The following is a 22,172-nucleotide window of genomic DNA, read 5'->3' on the forward strand; positions in this document are numbered from 1 at the left end:
TCTCTGAGCAGGTCTGCGAGTTCCATGAACAGTTCTCGCAACGGCCTGCTCACTTCTCAAACTCGCTCAACTAGACAGTGCCCCCAAGTGAGAATTATACTGTGCTCTGATAGGTTGTTCATTTGCTTGACCTGAACGAAGTGGATATGGCGTCTCGATGTCACCCACAGACCCGACGATGGGAGAAGACGACTTTCACGAGCTACTCAGCTACTTCAGAGCCCCCGGTGAGGTTGTTGTCTTCCACGAGCCAATCAATCCCCGTGGTGCGAACTTTCAGCAGTGTCTCATCGCCGCTCAGCAAGCCGGCTATGATGACGTTGTCGACGAACTCCAGCAGATGCAGGACAGTCACCAGTGCTGGGTTGAATATGCGCTTGAGCAACTAAATGCGGTGCAGCAGGTTGCCACGCGCTTCGACGGGCTCGAAGTGCATTCCTGGCCCGACGATGACCTGGTACGCTCGACGAGCGGCCAACTTCGGTCGAAGCTCAAGGCGATCCAACAGGCTGTCTCACCCGAGTCCTTCTCCGACCGTGCGCCAGATACATTGCCAAAACAATCCGAATTAGCTCGAGACGGCGAGTCAGTCGAGTATCTCATTTAACGACCAGCTACGGTGAATTTCGAGAACTCGTCCTACTGTGTACGGTTTACAACATCAAGCAGGCAGTCAAACAGTGAAATCAAGCTACGTCTGGCGATTCACCACGGCCAATGCGTACAGTAACATACTGATTAATGATACGAACGTTGTAAGTACGCCAAATCCGGGTCCAGTGGCCCCTGATGTCGAAGTTTCTTGTCCTGTCGTCGTCGGTGTATTCGTCGCCGGCAGCGTCTCGACGGTCGGTTGTGATGTCGGAGTTGGCGCAGTCGGTGTCGGGGTTGATGTCGCTGTAGACGTAGGCAACGCCTCAGTTGGTGTTGCTGTGGGCGGAGCTGCTGTTGGAGTCGGTAACGGCGTGGCTGTCGGCGCTTGTGCGCTGTCAGCCTCTACGTTGATGCGAATCGTTCGAGTTGCCTCATCGGTCGTCAAGTCGTCACTCCCATCAATACGAAGCGTGTACGTTCCGCTAGCAATGTCATTGAAATCGAGCAGCCAATAGGCGGTTGAGCGATTGGTGGTTTGCGTTCCCTGGGCTTCGCTTGCGAGAGTGGCATTATTCAATCCCATCGGAAGTCGGTCGGCCTGCGCACGTGTTGGAGTCGTTGAAAGCACTTCTCGTTCAATTGTGATATCGGTCTCTCTGTTGATCAAGTCAACTTGGATGTCTTCTGCCTGTACATAATTCCAGTCAACAACAACCAGCATTGATTCATCCTCTTGAAGTTCCGACGCGTTATCGAGTTCGGTACCGACACTATTGTACAGAGTAACGTCTGTTATTCGTGGTTGACGGACGCGTAGGGTAAGATCATTACCTGAGTATTGCCCAGTAGCCTGATCAGCGGGAATTGAGCTAGAGAGGTCAATGATTTCTCCCTCAGCTTGTCCTGCATTTCCTTCAAGGACCGTCCCCGAGACATCGTTCCCATCTGTATCGCGCCATGTCTCAATATCACGTTCCCCTTGGAACACGCTGTAATAACTCTCGTTGTCGAGAATAATCTCACCAGTGCCTGTAGCACTATTCCACTGGCCTCGAGGTGCCGATGCTTCAAAGTCAACTGTCTGCATTGCTGGTGTTTCAGCAGTGGCCAACTCTTGTGGCTGGGTCTCTTCACCACCGGCTGTTATTGCTAAACTACTGATTGATATGACGACAAGAGCGGCAAGCACAATTGAACAGAACGACCTCTTAGTCATATCTCCATATCTATCTGTGTCTAATATCAAACTATTGAATGCTCAGTTCGTACGTACGCTCACTTGTAGTACATTGTTGACTTCACAGTGTCGCTTGAACAGCGTGTTTGAGAGGGTTCTGTCCGGGTTTCCGAAACAACTCCCGACATGGTTGGAGCGCTCTGCGATACTGTGTGAGCTCGTCCTTGGAGATACCTCGGTGGAGAGAGCCACCGTCGCACCTGTGACGTGTGGCTCTCGCAAGTATTGACGTGTACCCTGTCGTCAGCGTATTCACGGTCGAATTCGTCGTCTTTTTTACGCAGGTCGTACGCTTGAAAGCTGTCGGTATAGACAGTGAGCGACTCCCACTGGCGGGTGGGGTGAATCGTCAGTTGTGTCTTGGTTTCACCGTGTCAGGGATTAGTCAGTGTTGTGGGTAGTGCAGACGATCATACTCTCACGGTCTGTATCGGCGGTATAACACCCCTCCGACGAATGCAAGGAGGGCTATGAGGCCAACAGCAATTGTCGGCGTCGTCAGTGACGGCGACTGTTCGACGGTCACAACAACCGTTGATGTCGAACTCTCGCCAAGACCAAACACGTACTTCCCGGGACGATCAAGCCGCTGAACGGCGGTTACCGACTGTCGTTCGCCAGTATCAAGTCGGACTACGTTACTGATGACTGCGTTTCCATCGCGGGTGATTGGCACTGAAAGCGTCGCCGGCACGGACTGATCATTGCTGATCGACACCATTAGCGCAATTGACTGGCCAGTCTCAATTGTAGTCCGATTGACTGAGAATGCCGTTACACTCGCTGTCGCAGGTTCACGGACGGTGACCGGCACCGTCTCGTCTCCTACAGCAATGGTATACTCACCAGGTTCATCGAACTGCTGTTCGAACGAAACCGTTGCTTGCTCACCAGGCCCGAGTTGTCCTTGTTGACGGTCTTCCACATCGCTGTTGAGTCGGAACACGGCATCGTAGTTGCCAGCCTTCCCGCCGGCATTACTAACCGTTGCGTTGAAAATAAGTGTCTCTCCAGGAACCAGCGTAATCGACTCGCTCTTGCCGAGAGTACGATTCCGGTAGGGTCCTGAAACGCGGTAGGTGTCGGCAGGGGCGAGAACATAGCCAAAGCGGGCGGGCGTCGGGCCAAAGGCAGTGTCGTGGTCAGTCTCGCTCCACATCGTTGGCCGCTCAGTGGTTCTAGTGAACCGGTTGGCGAAGCCGGCAACATCGTCAGTGGTCGACTGACGGAGGAACGCTTCAAACTGTGTGGCGTCGACAGCAGAGCCGTGTGCATTCAACAGCGAGAATGTCGTCTGAAGGCTCGACTCTTGGTTGGTTGCCAGCCGGCTCTGTCGATCAAGCTCAGCTGCAACGAGTGCGCCGACGTAATAGTCGGCGTTGTTCTTCATAGTGGATCGGTCAGTGAGCCGGACTCCGTTGAACAGCCTGCTTGTCCCCAATGCCAATCGGTTACGGAAAGCATCATAGCTAATTCGCTCCTGTTCAAGCGTCATCAGAGCCGCGTAGTACACCGCCGACCCCTCGGTGAACCAGCGTGTGTTTTCGGCTGTCTGGTACCCCTGTCGCGTGTGGACATACTCATGGATCCAAGTGTTGCCTGGGGTCGCCAGGCGCTCATTATCTCGGACCCAAAGGTCAGCTTGCCCAGTCTGGAGCCCCCGAGCACCCCATTTGACCTGCGTAGTCGGCGCAACGATCATAAACACGTCCTCGTCTCGGTCGCCAACTCTGAGCCGATCTGATGCTGTGGATAACGAATCAAAGATAGCCGAGCGGTCCTCTTGCAGCGTGGCTGCATCGGGGACAAGTAGCTCAAACGTCTGTCCGTTAGCTGTGTGGGTGTACGTCTTGTGAGGCCCAAGGAAGGCGATAGCATCGCTTGCCTGTCCATCACCACGGACTGTTGCCGTCTGCTCAAAGCCGACAGTCCCGGTTCGCCACCCCCAGTTGTGTGCGGTACGCGGTCTAGAGACAATCGCCCACTCCCCGGTATCAACATAGACATAGTCGCCGGGGGCAGCGATTGGGTCATTCCGGTCAGTAGTTCGGTTCGCAGGCATTCGGTAGGTCAGCGTTGGGGTCGAGGTAGAACCGTCCCAGACGTAGCTCCCGTCCCGCGCAATGAACCCGTTGCGAGAAATGACCGTCGCCTCTCGTGGGGGTGTGAGACTGAGCTTGGCGACTCCGTCGGGGAGCTGATATGTGTGTTTCGTGTTGAACTCTCCAGGCTTTTCTGGAGTAAGTCGGAGTTCCTGTGTAAGCTGGATATTCCGATCGCCATCAGCCGATGTCTGACCAGCCGCGAGTGTCTGCTCAGTCATCGGATTCTCGCCAACGTCGGCAGCGACCACCATCCCAGTATTCCCAACTACAATCAGACAGAGTGAAACGAGTATAATGAACCTATGTCGCACTGAAGTTGATATATACTGAACTCACTTGGTTGTACCGGCAAACCAAGTCAACAAATATTGTTCAACGGAATTTCTACTCTTCAGATCACTCAGCTTTGCGCGCTATCTTCAGAGAAGTCGTAACCGAAGTCATCTGTTCCTGTTGCTATCTACGCCATGCTCCTATGTCAACGTACAAGCTGAGACAATCAAATATATCAGAAAAGTGCGTAGGATGGCCTGTATCCCTGTATTCAAGTGAATCCAGATATATCGCGGTACTAGAGATTCCGGTGGGTGGAATGAGAAGCCAAGTCAATGTTAGCCTCGTCATAGTTATTATTCTGTCACTACTGGGCGTGGCTGGGACAACAGTACTGTATCAGAATTCCGCGAGCGAACTGCGTGAGGAAAATGAGAACCTCCGGCAACAGAATGCCGAATTACGTCAGGAGCTTCAGAGCAGTGAAGAAACGCTCGAATCAGCTCAAGCACGAACCGATGAGCTTGAACAACGACTCGAAGCACGATCACAGGATGTCGATCAAACTGCAGCAAACCTCAATCAGACAGAAGCGCAGCTAAACAGTACAGAGACGCAACTTGCAGAGACGAGACAAGAACTGCGTGACAACCGAAATCGAATCAGCACCTTAGAGAGACAAGCCACTGAACTTCGAAATGAGCGATCCGAGCTCCGGACCGACATTGAGCAATTGAATGCAACTGTTGACGACTTGGAGGCCGAAAACGAAGAGCTAAAAGCACAACGAGATGAAGTGAGGCAGCAGGTTTCAGAGTTACAACGCAATGTTGATAACTTGAAAGACCAGATCGACAGGCTCGAGAACAATATCGATATGCTCGAGTCTCGTAATCAAGAGCTAGCCGATGAATTAGAGAGATTGTGTAGTCAGCCAAGCAATCAAGACCGTCCAGCCTGTCGAGGATACAATTGAGTGTATCGCCCGAGCAGTTATTTATGAGCCGCTAAACGCGCTGGCCAACTTCTTTTGCATGAACTCTCGTCTGAGTTCACGCTTCCGGTCATCGGTCAGATAGTCCTCAAACACAACTTTCGCGCTGGCACTACCCTGCTCGTCGGCGATATCTTGGACGTGGGCCAGTAGATCCTGTGTCGTCCGTGAGTAGGCGTCGTACCAGAACCGCCGGCCCATGTGTGGCTTTCGGGTGACGCCGTCGATTTCCTCGGGGATGCCGGCCCGATCGGCGAGGTCGTGAAACCAGCCGGCGATTGTCGTGCCATATACGTGGCCCGTTCGCGAACGCTCGGATGGGAACAGATAGCCGTCACTCCGAGCGGTATGGCGTCGGGCAATATCCTCGCCGAAGACGATGGCAACCGTTCCTGGACCGTTCTTTCGTTCGTCGAACTGGATATAGGGCTCGTCGGCATCGAGGTGAAGCTGGTCCTCGTGGAGCGCAGCAACCTCGCCTGCCCGCAATCCCCATCCGGCGAGGGCGACGATGAGCATCCGGTCGCGGCTGGTGACGGCGGCGTCGAACATCGCACGGACGTGTTCAGCGTCAAGGGCAACCGGGTCGGTGTCGGACGAGCGAGTCCACGAGAACCAGTCCTCCGCGCCGTTCGTCGGGTTCACCGTCGCCACACGCCGCTCGACGAGCCACCCGTACCACGTCCGGATTGCATCATGCACACGCGCGATAGTGGACTCAGCGTACTCATTCGACATGTAGGCGAATGTCTCCCGGCAGCGGTCGACAGCGTCGGTCTCCGAGATATCGCTGTCGGCGTCAACGGGCGAAAGGAGGTCGTCGGTGCCGTGGCGTTCTCGGTAGGAGCGTGCGTAGCGAGCGAGGCGATAGCGCATCGTCTCCCGGGTGCTGTCGGTCCAGTCGTTCGCTGCGGATTGCTTTGCGTCTAGGTACTGCTCGAAGGACTCCCGGGTGTCGTCGTGTTCAATGTCCCAGTCGTAGCCACTGGATTCGGTGTTGTACTCCAGCGTCTGGGTCCAGAACTCGCCGAACGTCGTGTCGTGGTACTCTTTCAGCGCGTACGTGAGCCCGCGAAAGCCGTTGTTCGACAGCCACTCGTAGGATGGGCGCTCGCTCCCGCCGTCGTAGCCGTCACTCCGGAGCGCCGGGACAACGACGGCCTCGTAGGCGTCGGCGAGCTGGGACTTGGTCAGTAGTGTCCAGGGCACGTCGTCGGCGGAGTGCCACGGCTTCGTCCGCTCGATCCCAGGGGAAGTGTCGTGCTGTCCCGATTCTGAATCTGAATCAGCCGATTTCGGCATACTAAGGCAAACACACTAGATCCTGATAATTCTGTTTCCACCGCAGACGTGTACCAGACTTAGCGCTCTACGGTCGTTTGGCAGATGTTGCTATAAAGTACATGTCGCTGTATGGAATCTTCATAGATTCTTTTTGACAGAAATCGGCTCTAGAGAGACTCTGACAATCAAAACTAGCGTTTGGGGATTTGGCTTTTCACTCGGCACATGGTGTCTTAGAGTTGTCTGACGATAGTACTAAGTCAAAATAACTTGTTAAACAAGATTAGAGGGTTTAGCTAACTATGTCGAATAAACCATATCGGTTAGCAGTCTCGAACCAAAAAGGCGGCGTCGGAAAAAGCACAGTTGCGCTGAATATCGCCGGCGCACTCGGAGAGCGCGGCCAGAACATGCTGCTGGTGGATCTTGACCCGCAGGGCTACCTAACCAGCGGCGTTGGTCTGGACGACGAATACACGGCCCCATCGCCGAATCTCAACGACGCGCTGAAAGCGCCGGGTGAACACGCTGTCGACGATCTCGTCATCGCTCACGACGAGTTCGATGTGCTGCCGGCGAATATCGACATGTTCTCTCTGGAGCAGGAGCTCGTCAGTGGGATGCGCGGTCGCGAACGCCTATTGATGCTGCTCGAAGATGTGACCGGCTACGATTTCCTTGTCGTTGACTGCCCGCCATCGCTGGGGCTCTTGACCGACAACGCATTACTCGCGTGTGAGAACGTCCTGATTCCCGCCGAGGCAGAGGACACGAGTATCCGCGCCGTCGAGTTGCTGTTCAAGCAAATCGACTCCCTGGAGGACAACTTCGGCGCGTCGATTCAGGAAGAGGCGCTCGTCGTCAGCAACGTCAATTATCCGCTGGACGGCGAGCAAAAAGGGATGTTGGAGTGGTTCGACGACACGTTCAGTGACCGGATTCCAGTGTTCGAGATCCGGAACCGAGCCGTCATCAAGCGGGCATTCAACGCAGACCACAGTATCTTCGGCCACGACGAGGAGTGTGACCAAGCAGATGAACTGCTGCGGATTGCAGACTACTTCATCGAGGAGCAACCATGAAAGACAGAGACGAGGCGAAAGACGAAATGTCCGAGCGGCTCGGTCAGCGGTTCGGCGACGAAGAGACAGACGAGTCTGGTGAATCAGATGAATCAGATAATGCTGCTAAGGAAGTTAAACAAGATAAACAGCCTATGGATGCTAAACCAGATAAGTCCGCTAAAGACTATAAGGAAGTTTGGGGGAGTAAACTGATTCATCTGCCAGACGAGCTTATGGACCCAGTCGATAACGAGTTCGACCGGATGAAATACGAGTGTGACTGGGACGTGAAGAAAGAGCGGCATTACTACCCAGTCGTGGTGGCTCAAGGGATCGAAGCAGTACAAGAAATGTCTGGTTCGGAGTTTACCGTCGCTGTCGAATCGCTCGGATTGCGATAGCTGAGGGGTTCTTTTGATGTGTTACACAGGAAACAGTGGGGTGTGAGAACACATCGATAGCGGGTGTAGAGCTAACCAACATAGCAGCTATTGTTCCGGATTGTGTTGGTTAGTATGTGAGCGGGGAAGAACATGCACATCAAGTACTGTCGGCGCTGGAGCGGATCGACGTCGACGCGCTGGACCAGGGCACTCGTGATGCCCAGGAATAGGCGGTCGCCGCCGTTGACGAGCTGGTCGGTGCGCTCGGTGATGACGTCCAAAACGACTGAGGCGAGGAAATGTACGAACCACACAAAGTGGGAGAGGTTGCGCGCCCGAATGGTGACCTCATATCTATGTCGACCAGTCGCCGTCGATTCCGCGATCTCAGCGAAGAAGCCGATATCACCGCTGATGGCGACCGGCCACCCAAACGCTCTGGCAGCGGTTTGGTACACAACCTACGGGGATGCTGTCCGGCGTGTCGCCGAGCGTTTTACTGACGTGGCCGTGGAGTAGGGCTCCAACGACGAGGGTGTTGTTCTCGATGACTACCGCTCCGACGCCGAGCAACGCCGGCATCGGCGGCAAGGAATGTGTGACGAAAGAAATTGTTCAACTGATGCAGTTCGATCTCAGTCCCTTTTGTAATTTTCCCCACAGGTGCAGCTGACCGGCGTTCAGTAAGGTGGTTACTGCTACTGCATCGGTGTAGCTCCGGCCAAGAATTTACTGTGTTACCATCAACCCCCGGGGGTGACCAGAGAATTGGAGGTCGATTGGAATTTCTTTGTGAAACCGGGCTCAAGAACTATTTATCCCGTCTAATTGGGGCGGGTTTCAGCAGAACCCCTGTGGGATTGAAGCTACCGCGCTGCGACAGTTGAAGACTCGCTTATCGAGTTTCAGCAGAACCCCTGTGGGATTGAAGCCACTCGTCCCAGCAGAGTTCGGTTAGGTCAACCTGGTGTCTCAGCAGAACCCTTGTGGGATTGAAGCGCCCTTGACGTCAGTCCGACCGGCGACGCCGGCCGCGAACTGCTCACCCAAGGCCGCCCGCTCTTCCTTGGCGTCGACGGCGACGGCGCGGCCCACTACTGGGACAGCTACGAGTTCGCCGTCGCGGTCGTTGCGACCGACGGCGACGCCGAGAAAGTCACACTCGCCGACACCCCATTCCAAACACTCGCACAGTGGTGTGAGTACACGAGAAATGAACGTGGCTGGGCCGTCGGCCCGCATGTCGGCGGCTCACTCGTTGACAATCTCGTCCGAGGTGTTGAGGCATGAGCAAGACCGTTCGCTGTACGGTCGCAAACCGCCAGCGTGTGAAACGTGCCGCCCGAGCGCTTCGAGAGACCGTCCCGACCGTGCTGGTCGAAACGACGCCGCCGGTGCGCTCGGAACACGACGCGTGGACGCTCGACGCCGTGCTTCGAGACACCGAGGGCGTCCCGCCGGAAGTGCTGCGGGAGCTGGCACTCGCCGACCTGACACTCCAGCCGACGCCGTCGCAGGCCGGCCACCAGCATCTCGTGGCCACGGCCTAAGCTGGATAGCGATACCTCTATCTTTTTGTTGAGTTGCGTGTACGTTTTGCATGGGTTGCGGTGGTTCTTGAACTCACCCATTAGCTGACCGCGACCTCGCGCCGGGGTCTGGTAGGACAGGCCCCATGATGGCGCGAGTTAGATTGTTTGCTTGTGGTGTCCCAGTTGCACGGCTGACCACGGGATCGACCGGTCACGCTGTTTGTCATAGATTTGCTAGTGCTCGGGGGTGACATCGTCGTCGCCAGCTTCAACCTGCCGACGGCAGCCACAGCCCCAGATGTGATTGTTTGTACAGTCCCAATCGGTGTGGCCGTTGGGACAGACGTACCGCCAGCGCTGGGCTGGTTCTGAGCGGTCGATTTCAACAGCCGGATGGGCATCGGCTACAGACGAGCCATCACCAACGATGCGTGCCGTCGACATACCTGACATTCTACTCGGGGATGTAAAGTGACTTTTCTCCCCCGGAGTGAAAGTGAAACGATCCAGTAGATGCCTTTTCCTTCCGTTATTAGGGGTAAAATCATCTGTGAGTTAATATGCCATAACTCATGACCAAGTGAAAGTGAATTCGCTCGCCTACATATCAGTACTCTCCGACCAGATATGGTCGGCAGCTGGGCGTAATGCCACGATCCGTTCTCTCCTCAACGAAGAGGTGGCCTGCTGCTAGTCACAAGCTGAACTAAGCGAAACCAGCATAACGATACCGCTCGCTGTCGGAGTCACTACGAATTGCTACTGCCTGCCCGTTGACGCTTTATCGGACCACATAGTGATACCCGCGCTTATTCCCGCTCATCCGATTGGTTAATAATCGCCCTCTTAGTTGTTCCAGGAACCCGCTGTACGCTTTGATTAATATCTGCCCAGTCCGAGCGAGCGTAGCCGATGCTCTCGCCCGGTGAGAGGTAATTCATAACACTTCGATACTCGCTATAGCCACGCTGACGGCTATCGACGCCAGGGTCACGAATGTTTAGCAGGTGTCCGAGCTCGTGCATAAATAGGTGCCCTGTTATTTCATCTGAGGATAGCTCGACAAACGCAACTGAACCAACTGTAAGGCCTCCATTTGACATGGCGTTGCCAGGCCTCTGGACAGTGCTGACAATCTGTATATAATAGTACCCAGCATTATCTGGTGACGTGACTGTCTCCCCGCCACTCTTGCACCCATATTGAATTTGATCTCGGATATAGCCAGATGCGTCCTCACACCGAAGATTGTCATCTTGGTAAAGATGTATATTAATCCCAGATGTTCCGTCAGGATTAGTGACTGGTGCCCGTTCGAATTCTTCGTTAATATCCCGAATCACATTACGTGATAGTCTAGATTTGTAATCTACTTCGACGAAAATATCTTTTTGTACTGGATTCGCACCAGGGAACCGGTCCGTCATATCAACCTCAGCACCGTCTGGGAGCCCATCGTCGTCAGTATCACTATCTAATACGTCGGTCGCAAGATCGAGTTCGCGGCCGTCATCTAACCCATCACCATCTGTGTCGTTTGCCCGTGGGTTTGTTCCATGCGTGTTTATTTCCGCATTATCAGATAGTCCGTCGCCATCAGTGTCAACCAGCGTCGGGTCAGTCCTATATTCGTTTATTTCCGCACTATCAGATAATCCGTCACCATCTGTGTCATTTGCCTGTGGGTCAGTACCGTGTGTGTTTATTTCTGTGCCATCAAACAATCCGTCTTCATCAGTGTCAGCCGACATCGGGTCGGTTCCGTGTGTATTTATCTCCGCACTATCAGACAGTCCGTCTTGATCAGTGTCGGCCAACGTCGGGTCGGTTCCATGTGTATTTACCTCTGCACTATCAGACAGTCCGTCTTTATCGGTGTCGGCCAATGTCGGGTCGGTTCCGTGTGTGTTCACCTCAGCGGCATCCAAGAGCCCATCGCCATCGGTGTCTGAGTAATTTAGATCCGTAGACAGCTCTTGTTCGCGTGCATTAGAAAGCCCATCACCGTCGCTATCAACATTCGCAGGGTCTTCTGTTGTTGCTGTCTGTATTGCTGTCCGTTCAGTTTGCGGTGGTGGTGTTTCGGATGCACTCTGCTCTACATTGTCCGCTGGCTCCGTTGCATCCTCTTGCAAAACCCCGGCACAACCGGCAGACATAATGCTCACTAGTAATAAGACGATTCTGACTTTTCGCATATCTGATTAATTAATGTATAAAATAAGAAGATAGTGGTACTAATAACAATTACCGCTACTGACTCGGGAGCTGGCACTGGATAGGCTGATGTTGTAGCCGACGCCGTCGCAGGCGGGCCATCAACACGCCGTGGCGACCGCGTAACGGCCACTAATTTCTTTTCTCCGACCGAGTTCCCGCGTTTCTCGATGGCCATCTCAGGCCCCTCCCGTCGTGCGATCAGCGAGGTCGTCCAGCGCGTTGACGGCCGGGGCCGTCTCAGCGGTCGCACAGACCGTGCCGTTGGCCTCTGCCCAGCGCACCAGCCCGGTGTCGCTCAGTTTCGGGATGTGCGTCTGATACAGTGCTACGTACACGCGCTTGCGCTGTTGGGACTGGAGCTGGTCGCGGCTGGTGTTGACTTCCGCAGCGGCGACGATCTCCGCGAGGTCCGTCAATTCAATTCGCCCGTGTTCGGTTATGGCGCGGAGGCACTGTCGTCGGCGCTCGGACTTCGCCATCTGGAGCAGGTCCTCCAACGGAAGGCCCACTTCCGCCGGTTCGGGTTCGGGGTCGTCGTCGCGTGAGAGCAGGCTTTTCAGCATGCTGCCTCCGTGGCGACGGCGGTTTCCGGGTCGATACTGTTTTCCGGAGCCTCGGCAAATATCGAGGCGCGGTCGTTTGCATCCCCCATAGGTTCTGAGCGACCGCTTGGGTCGGTGGTACCACACCGACCCAGTTCTGCTAACCGGGAATTGACCCAAAGGCAGTCGTATGCCCTAGATGACATTAGCAATGCTAAAATAACTCCCCATCTAATAATTATATGAAGATTGCTAAGATAGTTCAGCATTACTAATAAGAGTTTAGACAATTTTTTCCACCCGGTCTTTGACGGTTTGCTGTAATGGCCGACAGAGACGATATAACCAATCAAAAAACTGATATCACCATGCTTGAGGAGCTTGCTGAGAGAGGGAATCTGAACCCGATACATATCTCTGAGGCGATAAATCGACATCGAAATTATGTGACAAAGAGGGTCGGCTTTCTTGTCGACGCTGGGTACGTCGAAAACCTTGACCACGGGCTCTACACGATTACCGATAGGGGCCGCGAGTACATCGAATCTGAAGACTGATGTATTACGGAATGTCTGGAGCCTGATAGAATGAAACACGTAGAAAAAGCGATACTGCAATTCTTGAGCGAACACGGCATTTGGATAACTCCAAACAATATCGCAAAAAATACCGGCTACGGTAGATCCTATGTCAAGCAAGAATACCGCGATCTTCTGGACGATGGCTATATCGAATCTGCAAATCAGCCAGGTGATCCATTCTACCGCATCACCGACGCGGGCCGCGAGTACCTGAAGACGGAGAGCTAACCCCCGAAGCGTTTTTTCACACGAGCGACTACAGGAACGCATGTCTCGCGTCGAGGTCGACGACGGCGACGACGAGCGGGCAGAGATCCGACTCGTCCAGAATCCGGATGGAGACTGGACGGCTCGACATCTCCAGGTCGAGATCGTCTGGGTGCAGCCACTCGTCGGCAGGCGGCTCCTCGAATTTGTCGGTCATAGTCACGAGTAGGACCGCTACTGTGATAATTTCCCTCTACAGATACCGCAGAACAACGGGCTACGGACTGTAGAATCCTTCGCGACCGCTGCAGTATCACGGCCGATGGTCGAATGCTCAACTCAATCGCGTTTTCTGCTTGAAAGCAACGCTTTTCCCGCCCCACGCAGCACCACGTGGTAATGAGTCGGAGCGGAGCAGAAGATGATGCACTCACGTCCGCCCGCCGGATGTATGACCGGCAGCTGAAAGAACTCGACCAGATCGACGACAGCGCGCTCCGGGTGCTCAGAACAGATATTATTATTCTTGGATTTGTCGCCGCAGCACTTACCGCGGGCGGTCCAGATGCTGTGTCTGACCTTCGATTAGTGACGGTCGTCTTGGGATATTTCGGCTGTGGCGGACTCGTGATTTCCGCATTCGTTGCTGTTGGGACGTTCGTAGTTACAGAGTATCCAAACGAGGTCCGGACCGAGGAATTACGCGCCGTACCGTTTCTGGAAGACAGCGAGTTCAAGAACTCAGCTGTACATTCACTCCGAACAGCTATCCTTGACGTGCGACTAGAGGTGATCCAGAACGGCAGACAACTCACCTTCTCTCTGGTGACCTTTTTGCTGGGGACAGTCTTCCTTGTCGCTGCGACCCTGATGGCCATCCTTATCAACTCATACGGCTTTTTACAGCCTATCGCACTGTTCGCGGTTGCCGCTCTTGTAATCGCCCTCGGAGGGTCCGCTGGAGTTTTGGGTAAGTTCTTTAACTGGTGAGATGGTACTATCTGGTAATGACCGATTCCCCACAAGAATCTGTAAACCGGACATACCACTCTTCGAAGGGGTGGCGCAGATTCTTCTCCTTCTTCGGAATCCGTTCCGCACAGATGCAGCGCGACCGGTCGGACGACAACTGATTCTATAGTTTTCCTACCGCGACGAGCCGCGAATAGTTGAAATCGAGCGACTAAGATTGGTCGTCGCTGAGCCTCTCGTGGACTTCTTCCATCGGTACGGTATCCTCCTCTTCGAGCCGACGGTCGGCCTCGGCCGCTACATCCTCGGCAAGCTCCGGTGCATAAACCGCAGTCCACCCTTTTGCGTGCGCCCCGAACTTCTTGCCCGCGACTAGACCGTCGTCTTCCATTTCGCCCAGCCGCCGTCGGACGGTCTCGCTGCTGACGTTGATGTCGAAGCGCTCGGCGAGTGCGTCGGTAATCTCGCCCGCCGTCAGCATCGGTTCCTCGCGTGTGCATTCGTAGTCGAATGCTTTCAGTAGGTCTTGCTCGGTCAGCTTCGACCCAAACGTCCCATCGTCGTCGTGAACTCGGTCGGCCATACCACTCTATACCCGACCATTTCGGATAAGTGTTTTGCACGAACCATATGATACATACCAATAGGTTATTTGCTTGTGTCACGTGGCATATGGTAAGGAAAGCCGGTCCCTCGGGGCACTTGCGGTGTAGAAGTGCCCGCGTGCTGGTCTCACGCGGGCCGGGTTTCCGTGGAGCGAAAACCCATGAGCAAATCTACGACGCCGACTAGTAAACCTGTCGGCACGACTGACGCGCATCCACAGGAACGCACTGCCCGCGAACTGCTCACCCAAGACTCGCTCTTCCTGGGCGTCGACGGTGAAGGCGCAGCCCACTACTGGGACAGTTATAAGTTTGCCGTGGCTGTCGTTGCGGCCGACGCCCTTGCAGGCCGGGCATCAACACATCGTGGTGACTGCGTAGGCCGACCAGCCTGCGTTCCCCAACTCACGTTTTTGCTCACCAGTCATAGCAGATCACCGTCCAGACGTCGTTGATTGGCTCACGGCGGTTGTCAACGGTCCCAACGACCGAATAGTCGCGTTTCTCGATAGCCATCTCAGGCCCTTCCCCGACTCGCGGTTGGGTGTCAGTGACTTGCTGGCCGATGGTGTCTTGTGAGCAGGCCTCTAAATTTGATATGCGGTACCGCTGTGACAATGGGTTATCGGGGGGATGGCCCCGGTAGCCCGACTTTAGTAGCCTATTACTCCCTGGTAAGTCGCGCATATTCAGGGATGTATCATCAGAAGTACTTTGATAAGCAGGGCCTTAATGACGGAGAAATCAAGGAAGCAGACGCTGACGACCGCGCCTACTACATTATCAACGACAAGGGCAGAGAGTTCCTCCGAAACAAGAACTGAGTTTTTTCTTGCGAGCAAAACATATGTGACTTTGGGTACATACAGTTAGATAGGAACAGACGCTCCGCTGAGCGAGTTCGTGTCTTCGAGAACGCGAGTTGCCCACGCTGTCTCCAGCAGCCTAGGTGCTTCGGTTCCAGAATGACCCATGAGTAAGTCTGCATCGCTGACTAGTAAAAATGTCGGGACGATTGTACATGATCGAACTGAGACGCCCCGCACCGTCGTTGCGGATGTTGTCATCCAGCACCTCGATCTCACCGACTGGGCGGTCTTCCGCAAGGTCGCCGAGTGCTCCGAAGCGACGATCCCCGAAGTGCGGGAATGAGCAAGTTAGTCCGCTGCGTGGTTGAGAACCGCCAACGTGTGAAACGTGCTGCTCGTGCACTCCGCGCGACCGTCCCGACCGTGCTGGTCGAGACGACGCCACCGGTGCGTTCGGAACATGACGCCCGGACGCTTGACGCGGTGCTTCGAGACACCGAGAGCGTTCCGCCGGCAGTGCTTCGGGAACTGGCACTCGCCGACCTGACGCTCCGGTCGACATCGTCACAGGCCGGGCATCAGCACCTCGTGGCGACGGGCTGAGTTGGGTAGCGATACCTCTATCTTTTTGTCGACTTGCGTGTGTGCCTTGCATGGGTTGCGATGGTTTCCGAGACTGCTCCTGACAGCTCGCGACCCCGCGCCGGGTTGTTTGCTTGTGGTGTCCCAGCTGCACGGCTGACCATGGGATCGACCGGTCACGCTGTTTGTCGTAGATTTGCCAGTGCTCGGGGGTGACATCGTCGTCGCCAGCTTCAACCTGCCGACGGCAGCCACGGCCCCAGATGTGATTGTTTGTACAGTCCCAATCGGTGTGGCCGTTGGGACAGACGTACCGCCAGCGCTGGGCTGGTTCTGAGCAGTCGATTTCATCAGCTGGATGGGCATCGGCTACAGACGAGCCATCACCAACGACGCGTACCGCCGGCATACCCGACATTCTACTCGAGGGGAGCGTGTCATACAATAGTTCTCAACAGGAATGCTTCGCTCATTTTTCTCCGAATAGAATCTGAAATCCCGTATCTCTCTGAATCAGGCGTGAAACGAAGTAGCCAAAATTACCGCGTAGAGGGTATGAGACGTATTCTATGACACGCTGCTCGGGGGTGTAAAGTGACTGTTCTCCCCCGAAGTGAAAGTGAAACGCTCCAGTAGATGCCCTTTCGTTCCGTTATTAGGGGTAACATCGTCTGTAAGTATATATAGCATAACTCATAACCAAGTGAAAGTGAACATGCCGTCCTACATATCAGCACTACCCAACCAGATGCGGTCGACGGCTGGTCGTAATGCCACGGTCCGCTCTTTCTTCGAAGAGACGGCCTGTTGCTATTCACAATTTGAACTAAGCGAAACCAGCATAACGATACCGCTCGCTGTCGGAGTCACTATGAATTGCTACTGCTTGCCCGTGGATAATTCATCAGACGACATAGTGATACCCTTGTTTACTCCTGCTTATCCGATTGGTCAATAATCGCCCTCTTAGTTGTTCTAGGAACCCGCTGTACGCTTTGATTAATATCTGTCCAGTCCGAGCGAGCGTAGCCGAGACTGTCGCCCGATGAAGAGGTAATTCATGGCACTTCGGTACTCGCTATAACCACGCTGACGGCTGTCAACGCCAGGGTCACGAATGTTTAGCAGGTGTCCGAATTCGTGCATAATATGTACCCTGTTATTTCATTTGAGGATAGTTCGACATACGCAACTGAATCAACTGCAAGGCCTCCTTTTGACATAGCGTTGTCAAGATTCTCAACAGTGCTGACAATCTGTATATAACTCATTGCCATCGGTATCTGAATCATTCGGATCTGTAGACAATTCCTGTTCGTGTGCATTAGAAAGTCCGTCATCGTCGTTATCAACATTAGCAAAGTCTGCTGTTGTCGCTGTCTGCATTGCTGTCCGTTCCGTTTGTGGTGGTTGCGTCTCGTATGCACTCTGTTCTTCATTGTCTGCTGGCTCTGTTGCATCCTCTTACAAACCCCAGTACAACCGGCAAACACAACGGCCACTAGTAATAAATAAACCCTAAGTTTAGGATTTCGGATTAGTTGGTGTATGAATAAGATAACACTGGTATTAATAGCAATTACTGCTACTGGCTCAGGACCTCGCACTGACTGAACTATTGCTCCAGCCGACACCCTAGCAGGCTGGTCATCAGCACTTGGTTGCGACCGCGTAACAGCCATTAACTTTTTTAGCAGATGAGACGGTAGTTCTTATTGATGACTGATTCTCTGGAAGAATCTGTAAACCAAACATACCACTCTTTGAAAGAGTGGCGTAGATCCTTCTCGCTGTTCGGAATCAACTCTGCCCGAATGCAGCGCGAACGGTCAACAGTCATTCACGAATAGCACACATGCCCACAATATTTGCTATGAAGGAGACAGACGATTCGATTCTTGATATCCTCTCTCAGACTGCTATCCCGGTCCAAAGAGGGACTATTCTGTGGTACATCAACGCCAATGAAGAGTTCCCAGATACCGCCAGAACCACGTTTTACAGGCGGACTGGCCGTCTTGTATACGCAGACTTAGTTACCGAGATAGACGAGCGATTTTTTGAGCTCGCTGATTACGGTGAACGCTATCTTAGTGACGAGCTCTCGGCCGCAGAGGAAATGGAAATTTCTAAGCGGATGGGTGAAGGACCGCCTAACGTCGACTCCTAATCGTCCATCACGCACGCGTCCCGTGCCTACATCGATTACGAGGGATTAAGTCCCGATGCGTTTTCTCACACGAGCGACTACAGGAACGCATGTCTCGCGTCGAGGTTGACGACGGTGACGACGGGTGTCCAGAATCAAGACGGGGACTGGACGGCTCGGCATCTCCAAGTGGACATATCCGCTGAGGGTGGGACGCGAGGTTTCGCCGTGGAGAACCTGATGGCCGTGGTTGCCGCTGTCACCGGCGACGACGAGCCAACGGATGCGGAACTCAACGAATTCAGCGCTGACTCCGATGTAGTCGGACACAGGGCGACGAACTACCAGATATCCTCCAGTAGTCTGGATGTCGCCAGATTTTGTAGTTTCTTCCCCACTCAAGCCACGAATAGGCTCTTTAACTCCTGAAATCAACCATCTACTACATGACCGACGAATTCCCGAATCACACACAGAAGGCTCGGATCGAGTCCGGGTGTTCTTCACCAAGTTCGGGCTTCGCTCTTTGGGATTCGCTCTGCTCGGATGCGATGTGAGTGTTCGGAGGACTAACGAATAGCCGATACTACGTCGGCTTTGAGAGACTGCTACCTGTCTAAGGATGGGTTGAGTTGCGGTTGCTCTTGAATTCATCTGCACGGAGCTACCACCTCAGTTGAAACTGAGACCTTGCTCGATGGACAGACGACTCGGATAAACCGTGATGGGTAAAAAATAGAAGGTCTGTATCAGGCGGCTGAATTCGATGAAGAATGACGTGTAACCGTGATTAATCTACTTGACCCATTAGCGAGTGATTATCTTGAGACTTGTCCAGTTGGAGGCTACAGTCGTTCAGTCCGTGGCGGATACTTTCGTCGACGCGAGACACCCAGCGATATCTCGTGGCAGATCGCAATCGACAAGATATCAGATATACGCTGAAGCACATCGAGGATGTCCGTCTCGGGCAGGTTGTCGCCCTCGTCGAGGACCACGACGGTTGGCTCGGTCACCGCTCCTGAAGTGTCGCGATGAGGTCCTCCTGAGGCGTGACGGGTCGGGATCCAGGAGGTCACGGAGAATTAAGCGAACAATCCTAACCGTTGACGCACCCAGACGGTGGACGTGTACTGACGGTGTCGGCTGCTGTCGATTTAACCGGCCCGAGAACAGCTCGGTCAGCACGATTTTCCGACGCCTTGTGGGCCGTGTAAGAGTACATCTTCGCATTGAGAACCGGGGCGAGGACATCGGTCATCTCGGTCTCCCGATGATAGACGTCAGGCACCCAGTCATTTTTAAAACCGGCTGGTCAGTTATCATGCTAGCTGAATTTTACGAGATAGTGGTATACTGGGGCTTATACTTCCGGGGCGACTCTTGGGGATCAGTAGGAAGATGCAGTGGTTGCGGACATCGACGAACTCTTTGAAGATGAGTGAAACTGATACGATTAAGAAACCACCGGTTATCAGAATCGTTATGAGTTGCGATATGGGGAAATCAACGGGGATGCTCCGCTCCCGATGCACTGTAACAACCTCGACATGCAGAGCCACTGTATCGGTAAATCGTTCGGTCCATACAACAGTTATCAGAGCCTTTCCTTCCTCAAGGCGATGTACAACCAGTTCGATGATAGTGACAGCACCGGTCAGTACCGGGTGTGAGTTGAGCCGGTCATAGTCCTGAGTCGCCGCTGTTTTTCTTATTACTCACTCTCCAGTTGTGGTGTTGTATCGGCTGATAGAGTCTCGCCAGTTGTAGCTCCCGGTTACCTACTAGAATCTGTACTATTCCACGGATAAAAGACTCACTGATTGATAAACCACCGCCAGCCGCGTTGTGACCCTCTCATAGACGTATTTTTCCAGAACAGCCTAGAATCGTCCATCACAATCATGGGAAAATGCTGGTATTTGGTGTCTCCAGTTTCATGAGGGTCCCCCACTGCTAAACTGGCACTCAGAATTGTATCTTAAGTCCACTCACTCTCTACTTTAAGTCTTTTGGGCCTATTTCTTATCCCACCTTGGGTGAAACTAGCAGCTCCAGTATCGATTACAGCCTTAAAACTGCTTATATGGCCTATAGCTATTTTTGCCTCATCTCCACCAAAGTTTACTCGAGGTAGCGTCCAAAGAGAAAGGGGGTAAACAGAGGTGAAGCTATATCCGACCACAGACGGACTTCAGACGAGCGCTAAGGGGCGACCCAAAGCGGGAGGAACTATCAGAATGCTGGAAATACTCGACCAGTGGACTCCCAGTGAGGAGACACAGCAGTGGGCTGCCGGCACTGGCGAGACGAGTGGGGGCAGTCGGTCTGGGCGAACCCAAAGTGAGAGCGCGATCTCGACGAGTGGGTGGGCTGCCATCGCGATGGCAGTGTGGAAGGGTTATGGAACAGTGGAGCGAAGTTATCTTGCAAACGGGGTGGTGGGTCCAGAGAGCAACTGGGGACATAGTGGGAGAGAGTGGAGGCCTCATGAAGAGAGAGAGACAGTCCCAGCAGATACACAACACAGGCGATTATCCGGGTCAGCAGGGTAAGTCATCCCCGTCAAGACGACCATCCACAACACTCGAAACACCAGGTGGTCTTTCAGCGGAAACGGTGGGGTGTCTGCGCTCGGCAAGACCGCTGGCAACGCGACCGCGACAGCCGTGACCGAGACGGTTCAGTCCTTGAGAGCCCGCAGGTGCTCAACCGACTGTTCCAGTAGTCGATTGTTATTTTGCTAGGTGTCAGAATAAATTATCAAGAGGTCCCAAAGGTGTATTGCAAATACCACAGTACAGAATCTAGACGCTCTAGCCACCCTCAATGTGTCTGCCCTAGCCAGTACTTGGAACTATTCAACCAATTCATATGTAGGTAACAATTCTTGTCGTGCTTACTCGATGAGGCGAGTTCCCTCAGCCTCGAGCAGGGTTAGAGAATAGTGATGCCAAGGCTATATGCCCAGGACTGTGAACCGATCGCAACGATGATCAGCGCACCCCCGGCCAATGCAATATTCTTCAGAAACTGCGTCATCTCAGTTTGTTGCTCATCTTCCGAGACAGCCCAGAAGTCGTGGAAAATAAGCGCGGAAGCGACGAGGAATACAGCAATCAATATCGCGCTGATAGCTGGCAGAACACCGGCAATAATCCCGAGTCCACCTCCGATGAGGAGGCCTCCGGAGAGCAACACACCCAATTTGGGTGCTGGAAGGCCCTTGTATTCTGCGTAGCCAGTCATCTCTTCAGTCTCGAAACAGTGATTTAGGCCGGTAAACGCAAGCACGCCCCCGAACAGGACGCGACCAGCGAGGAGTGCTAGTCCCTCCATGCCTTCAATAGCCATTATGCACGCACCTCCCAATATTCGCCACCCACATTCTTCCTTATTGTTTCAACAGTTACAGTCAGGTGTACCATGTTTACGTCTAAACTGAGGACATTTGTAGGTGTTTGGCGACACCTGTACTACTACGTAACATCGGTGTTACTGGCCCACTTAATTTTCTCAGCCCCCTACCCAGAAGTGTAGCTATGTCACACGATGATGACGATGAGCGGTACGATGTTTCCCGGCAAGAGTTTGACAGTGTCTCTGAACTCCTCCTGCCAGAGTCAAGTAGCGCCGACAGTCAGCTCCGACTCCATGACTCGGAGGCAAACACGGTTCTCTACGTTACGGAGAGTAGTGATGGGATCTCAGTGAATGTCCGCGACGATTCGGCGTTTACTGACGAATGAATCGACGAACATACCTCACGGCCGTTGCGACGGCCCTTGGTGTGACTGCCAGCTCAGGGACTGTCGCTGGAGACGACAGTGATGAGCGATACGAGTCAGTAAGACAAGAGTTCGCAGATATAACCCGGTTTGCAGCACCAGACTCTAATGGACCGGCTGACGAATACGTTCGTCTCTACGACGATACAACCGAGACGCTGATCTATGGGACCACACAAGGAACAAACGGTGTGGCCATAGCGACCCGCGACGCAGCAGGAATCGACGTCACGTCATAATTGGCGTGGCAA

24 protein-coding genes and 1 pseudogene are annotated in these 22,172 nt (G+C 53.7%); 14 read left to right on the forward strand and 11 right to left on the reverse strand.

Translation table 11 applies throughout. The features are described 5' to 3' along the window. The first annotated feature begins 157 nt into the window (after nucleotides 1–157). Nucleotides 158–607, forward strand: a complete 450-nt coding sequence (locus IEY38_RS17145) for a hypothetical protein (RefSeq protein WP_049909284.1) — start codon at nucleotides 158–160, stop codon at nucleotides 605–607. Nucleotides 608–691: 84 nt separating this feature from the next. Here IEY38_RS17145 and IEY38_RS17150 read toward each other — a convergent pair whose 3' ends face one another. From IEY38_RS17150 to IEY38_RS17160, 3 genes and pseudogenes are all read right to left on the reverse strand, one after another. Then, complete coding sequence (locus IEY38_RS17150) at nucleotides 692–1,810, reverse strand: hypothetical protein (protein ID WP_188979812.1); 1,119 nt, start codon at nucleotides 1,808–1,810, stop codon at nucleotides 692–694. An 82-nt stretch (nucleotides 1,811–1,892) separates the two neighbouring features. After that, nucleotides 1,893–2,166: pseudogene (locus IEY38_RS17155) on the reverse strand (IS1595 family transposase); the annotation flags it as partial. Nucleotides 2,167–2,249: 83 nt separating this feature from the next. Further along, the gene (locus IEY38_RS17160) at nucleotides 2,250–4,154 is read right to left on the reverse strand and encodes a CARDB domain-containing protein (RefSeq protein WP_152420788.1); all 1,905 of its coding nucleotides are present in this window, start codon (nucleotides 4,152–4,154) and stop codon (nucleotides 2,250–2,252) included. A 374-nt stretch (nucleotides 4,155–4,528) separates the two neighbouring features. On the opposite strand from IEY38_RS17160, the gene IEY38_RS17165 reads away from it, so the two are divergent. Further along, on the forward strand, nucleotides 4,529–5,185 hold the full coding sequence (locus IEY38_RS17165; RefSeq protein ID WP_004592162.1) for a hypothetical protein: 657 nt from the start codon (nucleotides 4,529–4,531) through the stop codon (nucleotides 5,183–5,185). A gap of 21 nt (nucleotides 5,186–5,206) precedes the next feature. On the opposite strand, the gene IEY38_RS17170 is transcribed toward IEY38_RS17165, so the two are convergent. Beyond that, a complete protein-coding gene (locus tag IEY38_RS17170) occupies nucleotides 5,207–6,505 on the reverse strand; it encodes a tyrosine-type recombinase/integrase (RefSeq protein WP_004592163.1) in 1,299 nt (432 codons plus the stop codon). Nucleotides 6,506–6,789: 284 nt separating this feature from the next. On the opposite strand from IEY38_RS17170, the gene IEY38_RS17175 reads away from it, so the two are divergent. From IEY38_RS17175 to IEY38_RS17195, 4 genes are all read left to right on the forward strand, one after another. Continuing rightward, a complete protein-coding gene (locus IEY38_RS17175) occupies nucleotides 6,790–7,569 on the forward strand; it encodes a ParA family protein (RefSeq protein ID WP_004592164.1) in 780 nt (259 codons plus the stop codon). Next, nucleotides 7,566–7,952 carry a hypothetical protein gene (locus tag IEY38_RS17180; RefSeq protein ID WP_004592165.1) on the forward strand — a complete coding sequence of 129 codons (387 nt, stop codon included), beginning with the start codon at nucleotides 7,566–7,568 and terminating at the stop codon, nucleotides 7,950–7,952. The genes IEY38_RS17175 and IEY38_RS17180 overlap by 4 nt, the downstream gene beginning before the upstream one ends. Nucleotides 7,953–8,972: 1,020 nt before the next feature. Next, nucleotides 8,973–9,224, forward strand: a complete 252-nt coding sequence (locus tag IEY38_RS21335) for a hypothetical protein (protein WP_080509686.1) — start codon at nucleotides 8,973–8,975, stop codon at nucleotides 9,222–9,224. After that, the gene (locus IEY38_RS17195; RefSeq protein ID WP_004592168.1) at nucleotides 9,221–9,484 is read left to right on the forward strand and encodes a hypothetical protein; all 264 of its coding nucleotides are present in this window, start codon (nucleotides 9,221–9,223) and stop codon (nucleotides 9,482–9,484) included. Before IEY38_RS21335 ends, IEY38_RS17195 begins: the two co-directional genes overlap by 4 nt. A gap of 216 nt (nucleotides 9,485–9,700) precedes the next feature. Here the strand turns inward: IEY38_RS17195 and IEY38_RS17200 are convergent, their stop codons facing one another. The 3 genes from IEY38_RS17200 to IEY38_RS17210 all read right to left on the reverse strand — a co-directional run bounded on the left by IEY38_RS17200 (nucleotide 9,701) and on the right by IEY38_RS17210 (nucleotide 12,249). After that, nucleotides 9,701–9,910, reverse strand: a complete 210-nt coding sequence (locus IEY38_RS17200; protein WP_004592169.1) for a hypothetical protein — start codon at nucleotides 9,908–9,910, stop codon at nucleotides 9,701–9,703. Between the two features lie 365 nt (nucleotides 9,911–10,275). Further along, on the reverse strand, nucleotides 10,276–11,664 hold the full coding sequence (locus tag IEY38_RS21340) for a binary toxin-like calcium binding domain-containing protein (RefSeq protein WP_049909289.1): 1,389 nt from the start codon (nucleotides 11,662–11,664) through the stop codon (nucleotides 10,276–10,278). Nucleotides 11,665–11,862: 198 nt separating this feature from the next. Then, entirely contained in the window at nucleotides 11,863–12,249 is a 387-nt protein-coding gene (locus tag IEY38_RS17210; protein ID WP_004592170.1) for a DUF7344 domain-containing protein, read from the reverse strand. 302 nt (nucleotides 12,250–12,551) lie between these two features. Here IEY38_RS17210 and IEY38_RS17215 point away from each other — a divergent pair, with 302 nt between their 5' ends. Beyond that, entirely contained in the window at nucleotides 12,552–12,785 is a 234-nt protein-coding gene (locus IEY38_RS17215; RefSeq protein ID WP_004592171.1) for a helix-turn-helix domain-containing protein, read from the forward strand. 30 nt (nucleotides 12,786–12,815) lie between these two features. Further along, complete coding sequence (locus IEY38_RS17220) at nucleotides 12,816–13,037, forward strand: helix-turn-helix domain-containing protein (RefSeq protein WP_004592172.1); 222 nt, start codon at nucleotides 12,816–12,818, stop codon at nucleotides 13,035–13,037. A gap of 28 nt (nucleotides 13,038–13,065) precedes the next feature. On the opposite strand, the gene IEY38_RS17225 is transcribed toward IEY38_RS17220, so the two are convergent. Beyond that, nucleotides 13,066–13,233, reverse strand: coding sequence for a hypothetical protein (locus IEY38_RS17225; protein WP_161607598.1), 168 nt, complete (start codon nucleotides 13,231–13,233; stop codon nucleotides 13,066–13,068). 182 nt (nucleotides 13,234–13,415) lie between these two features. Here IEY38_RS17225 and IEY38_RS17230 point away from each other — a divergent pair, with 182 nt between their 5' ends. Further along, on the forward strand, nucleotides 13,416–14,006 hold the full coding sequence (locus IEY38_RS17230) for a hypothetical protein (RefSeq protein WP_049909291.1): 591 nt from the start codon (nucleotides 13,416–13,418) through the stop codon (nucleotides 14,004–14,006). Between the two features lie 193 nt (nucleotides 14,007–14,199). On the opposite strand, the gene IEY38_RS17235 is transcribed toward IEY38_RS17230, so the two are convergent. Beyond that, nucleotides 14,200–14,571, reverse strand: a complete 372-nt coding sequence (locus IEY38_RS17235) for a winged-helix domain-containing protein (RefSeq protein WP_004592174.1) — start codon at nucleotides 14,569–14,571, stop codon at nucleotides 14,200–14,202. A 994-nt stretch (nucleotides 14,572–15,565) separates the two neighbouring features. On the opposite strand from IEY38_RS17235, the gene IEY38_RS17240 reads away from it, so the two are divergent. The 4 genes from IEY38_RS17240 (at nucleotide 15,566) to IEY38_RS17255 (ending at nucleotide 18,562) form a co-directional block, all read left to right on the forward strand. Then, nucleotides 15,566–15,745: a hypothetical protein gene (locus IEY38_RS17240; RefSeq protein ID WP_049909293.1), complete on the forward strand. Its 180-nt coding sequence runs from the start codon at nucleotides 15,566–15,568 to the stop codon at nucleotides 15,743–15,745. Then, nucleotides 15,742–16,005, forward strand: coding sequence for a hypothetical protein (locus IEY38_RS17245; RefSeq protein WP_004592175.1), 264 nt, complete (start codon nucleotides 15,742–15,744; stop codon nucleotides 16,003–16,005). The genes IEY38_RS17240 and IEY38_RS17245 overlap by 4 nt, the downstream gene beginning before the upstream one ends. A gap of 1,852 nt (nucleotides 16,006–17,857) precedes the next feature. Then, nucleotides 17,858–18,154 (forward strand): hypothetical protein, encoded by a 297-nt coding sequence (locus IEY38_RS17250; RefSeq protein WP_049909295.1) that lies wholly within the window; start codon nucleotides 17,858–17,860, stop codon nucleotides 18,152–18,154. A 114-nt stretch (nucleotides 18,155–18,268) separates the two neighbouring features. Beyond that, nucleotides 18,269–18,562 (forward strand): type II toxin-antitoxin system HicB family antitoxin, encoded by a 294-nt coding sequence (locus tag IEY38_RS17255; RefSeq protein WP_049909297.1) that lies wholly within the window; start codon nucleotides 18,269–18,271, stop codon nucleotides 18,560–18,562. 416 nt (nucleotides 18,563–18,978) lie between these two features. Here the strand turns inward: IEY38_RS17255 and IEY38_RS21345 are convergent, their stop codons facing one another. Together IEY38_RS21345 and IEY38_RS17260 are read right to left on the reverse strand one after the other, a co-directional pair. Then, nucleotides 18,979–19,149 (reverse strand): hypothetical protein, encoded by a 171-nt coding sequence (locus IEY38_RS21345; RefSeq protein WP_004592179.1) that lies wholly within the window; start codon nucleotides 19,147–19,149, stop codon nucleotides 18,979–18,981. A gap of 1,921 nt (nucleotides 19,150–21,070) precedes the next feature. Further along, entirely contained in the window at nucleotides 21,071–21,487 is a 417-nt protein-coding gene (locus tag IEY38_RS17260; protein WP_188979816.1) for a DoxX family protein, read from the reverse strand. Nucleotides 21,488–21,675: 188 nt separating this feature from the next. On the opposite strand from IEY38_RS17260, the gene IEY38_RS17265 reads away from it, so the two are divergent. Beyond that, nucleotides 21,676–21,882 (forward strand): hypothetical protein, encoded by a 207-nt coding sequence (locus IEY38_RS17265; protein WP_188979818.1) that lies wholly within the window; start codon nucleotides 21,676–21,678, stop codon nucleotides 21,880–21,882. Nucleotides 21,883–22,172: the final 290 nt, after the last annotated feature.

It is taken from the genome of Haloarcula sebkhae, assembly GCF_014647415.1.
In the GTDB taxonomy this organism is placed as follows: domain Archaea; phylum Halobacteriota; class Halobacteria; order Halobacteriales; family Haloarculaceae; genus Haloarcula; species Haloarcula sebkhae.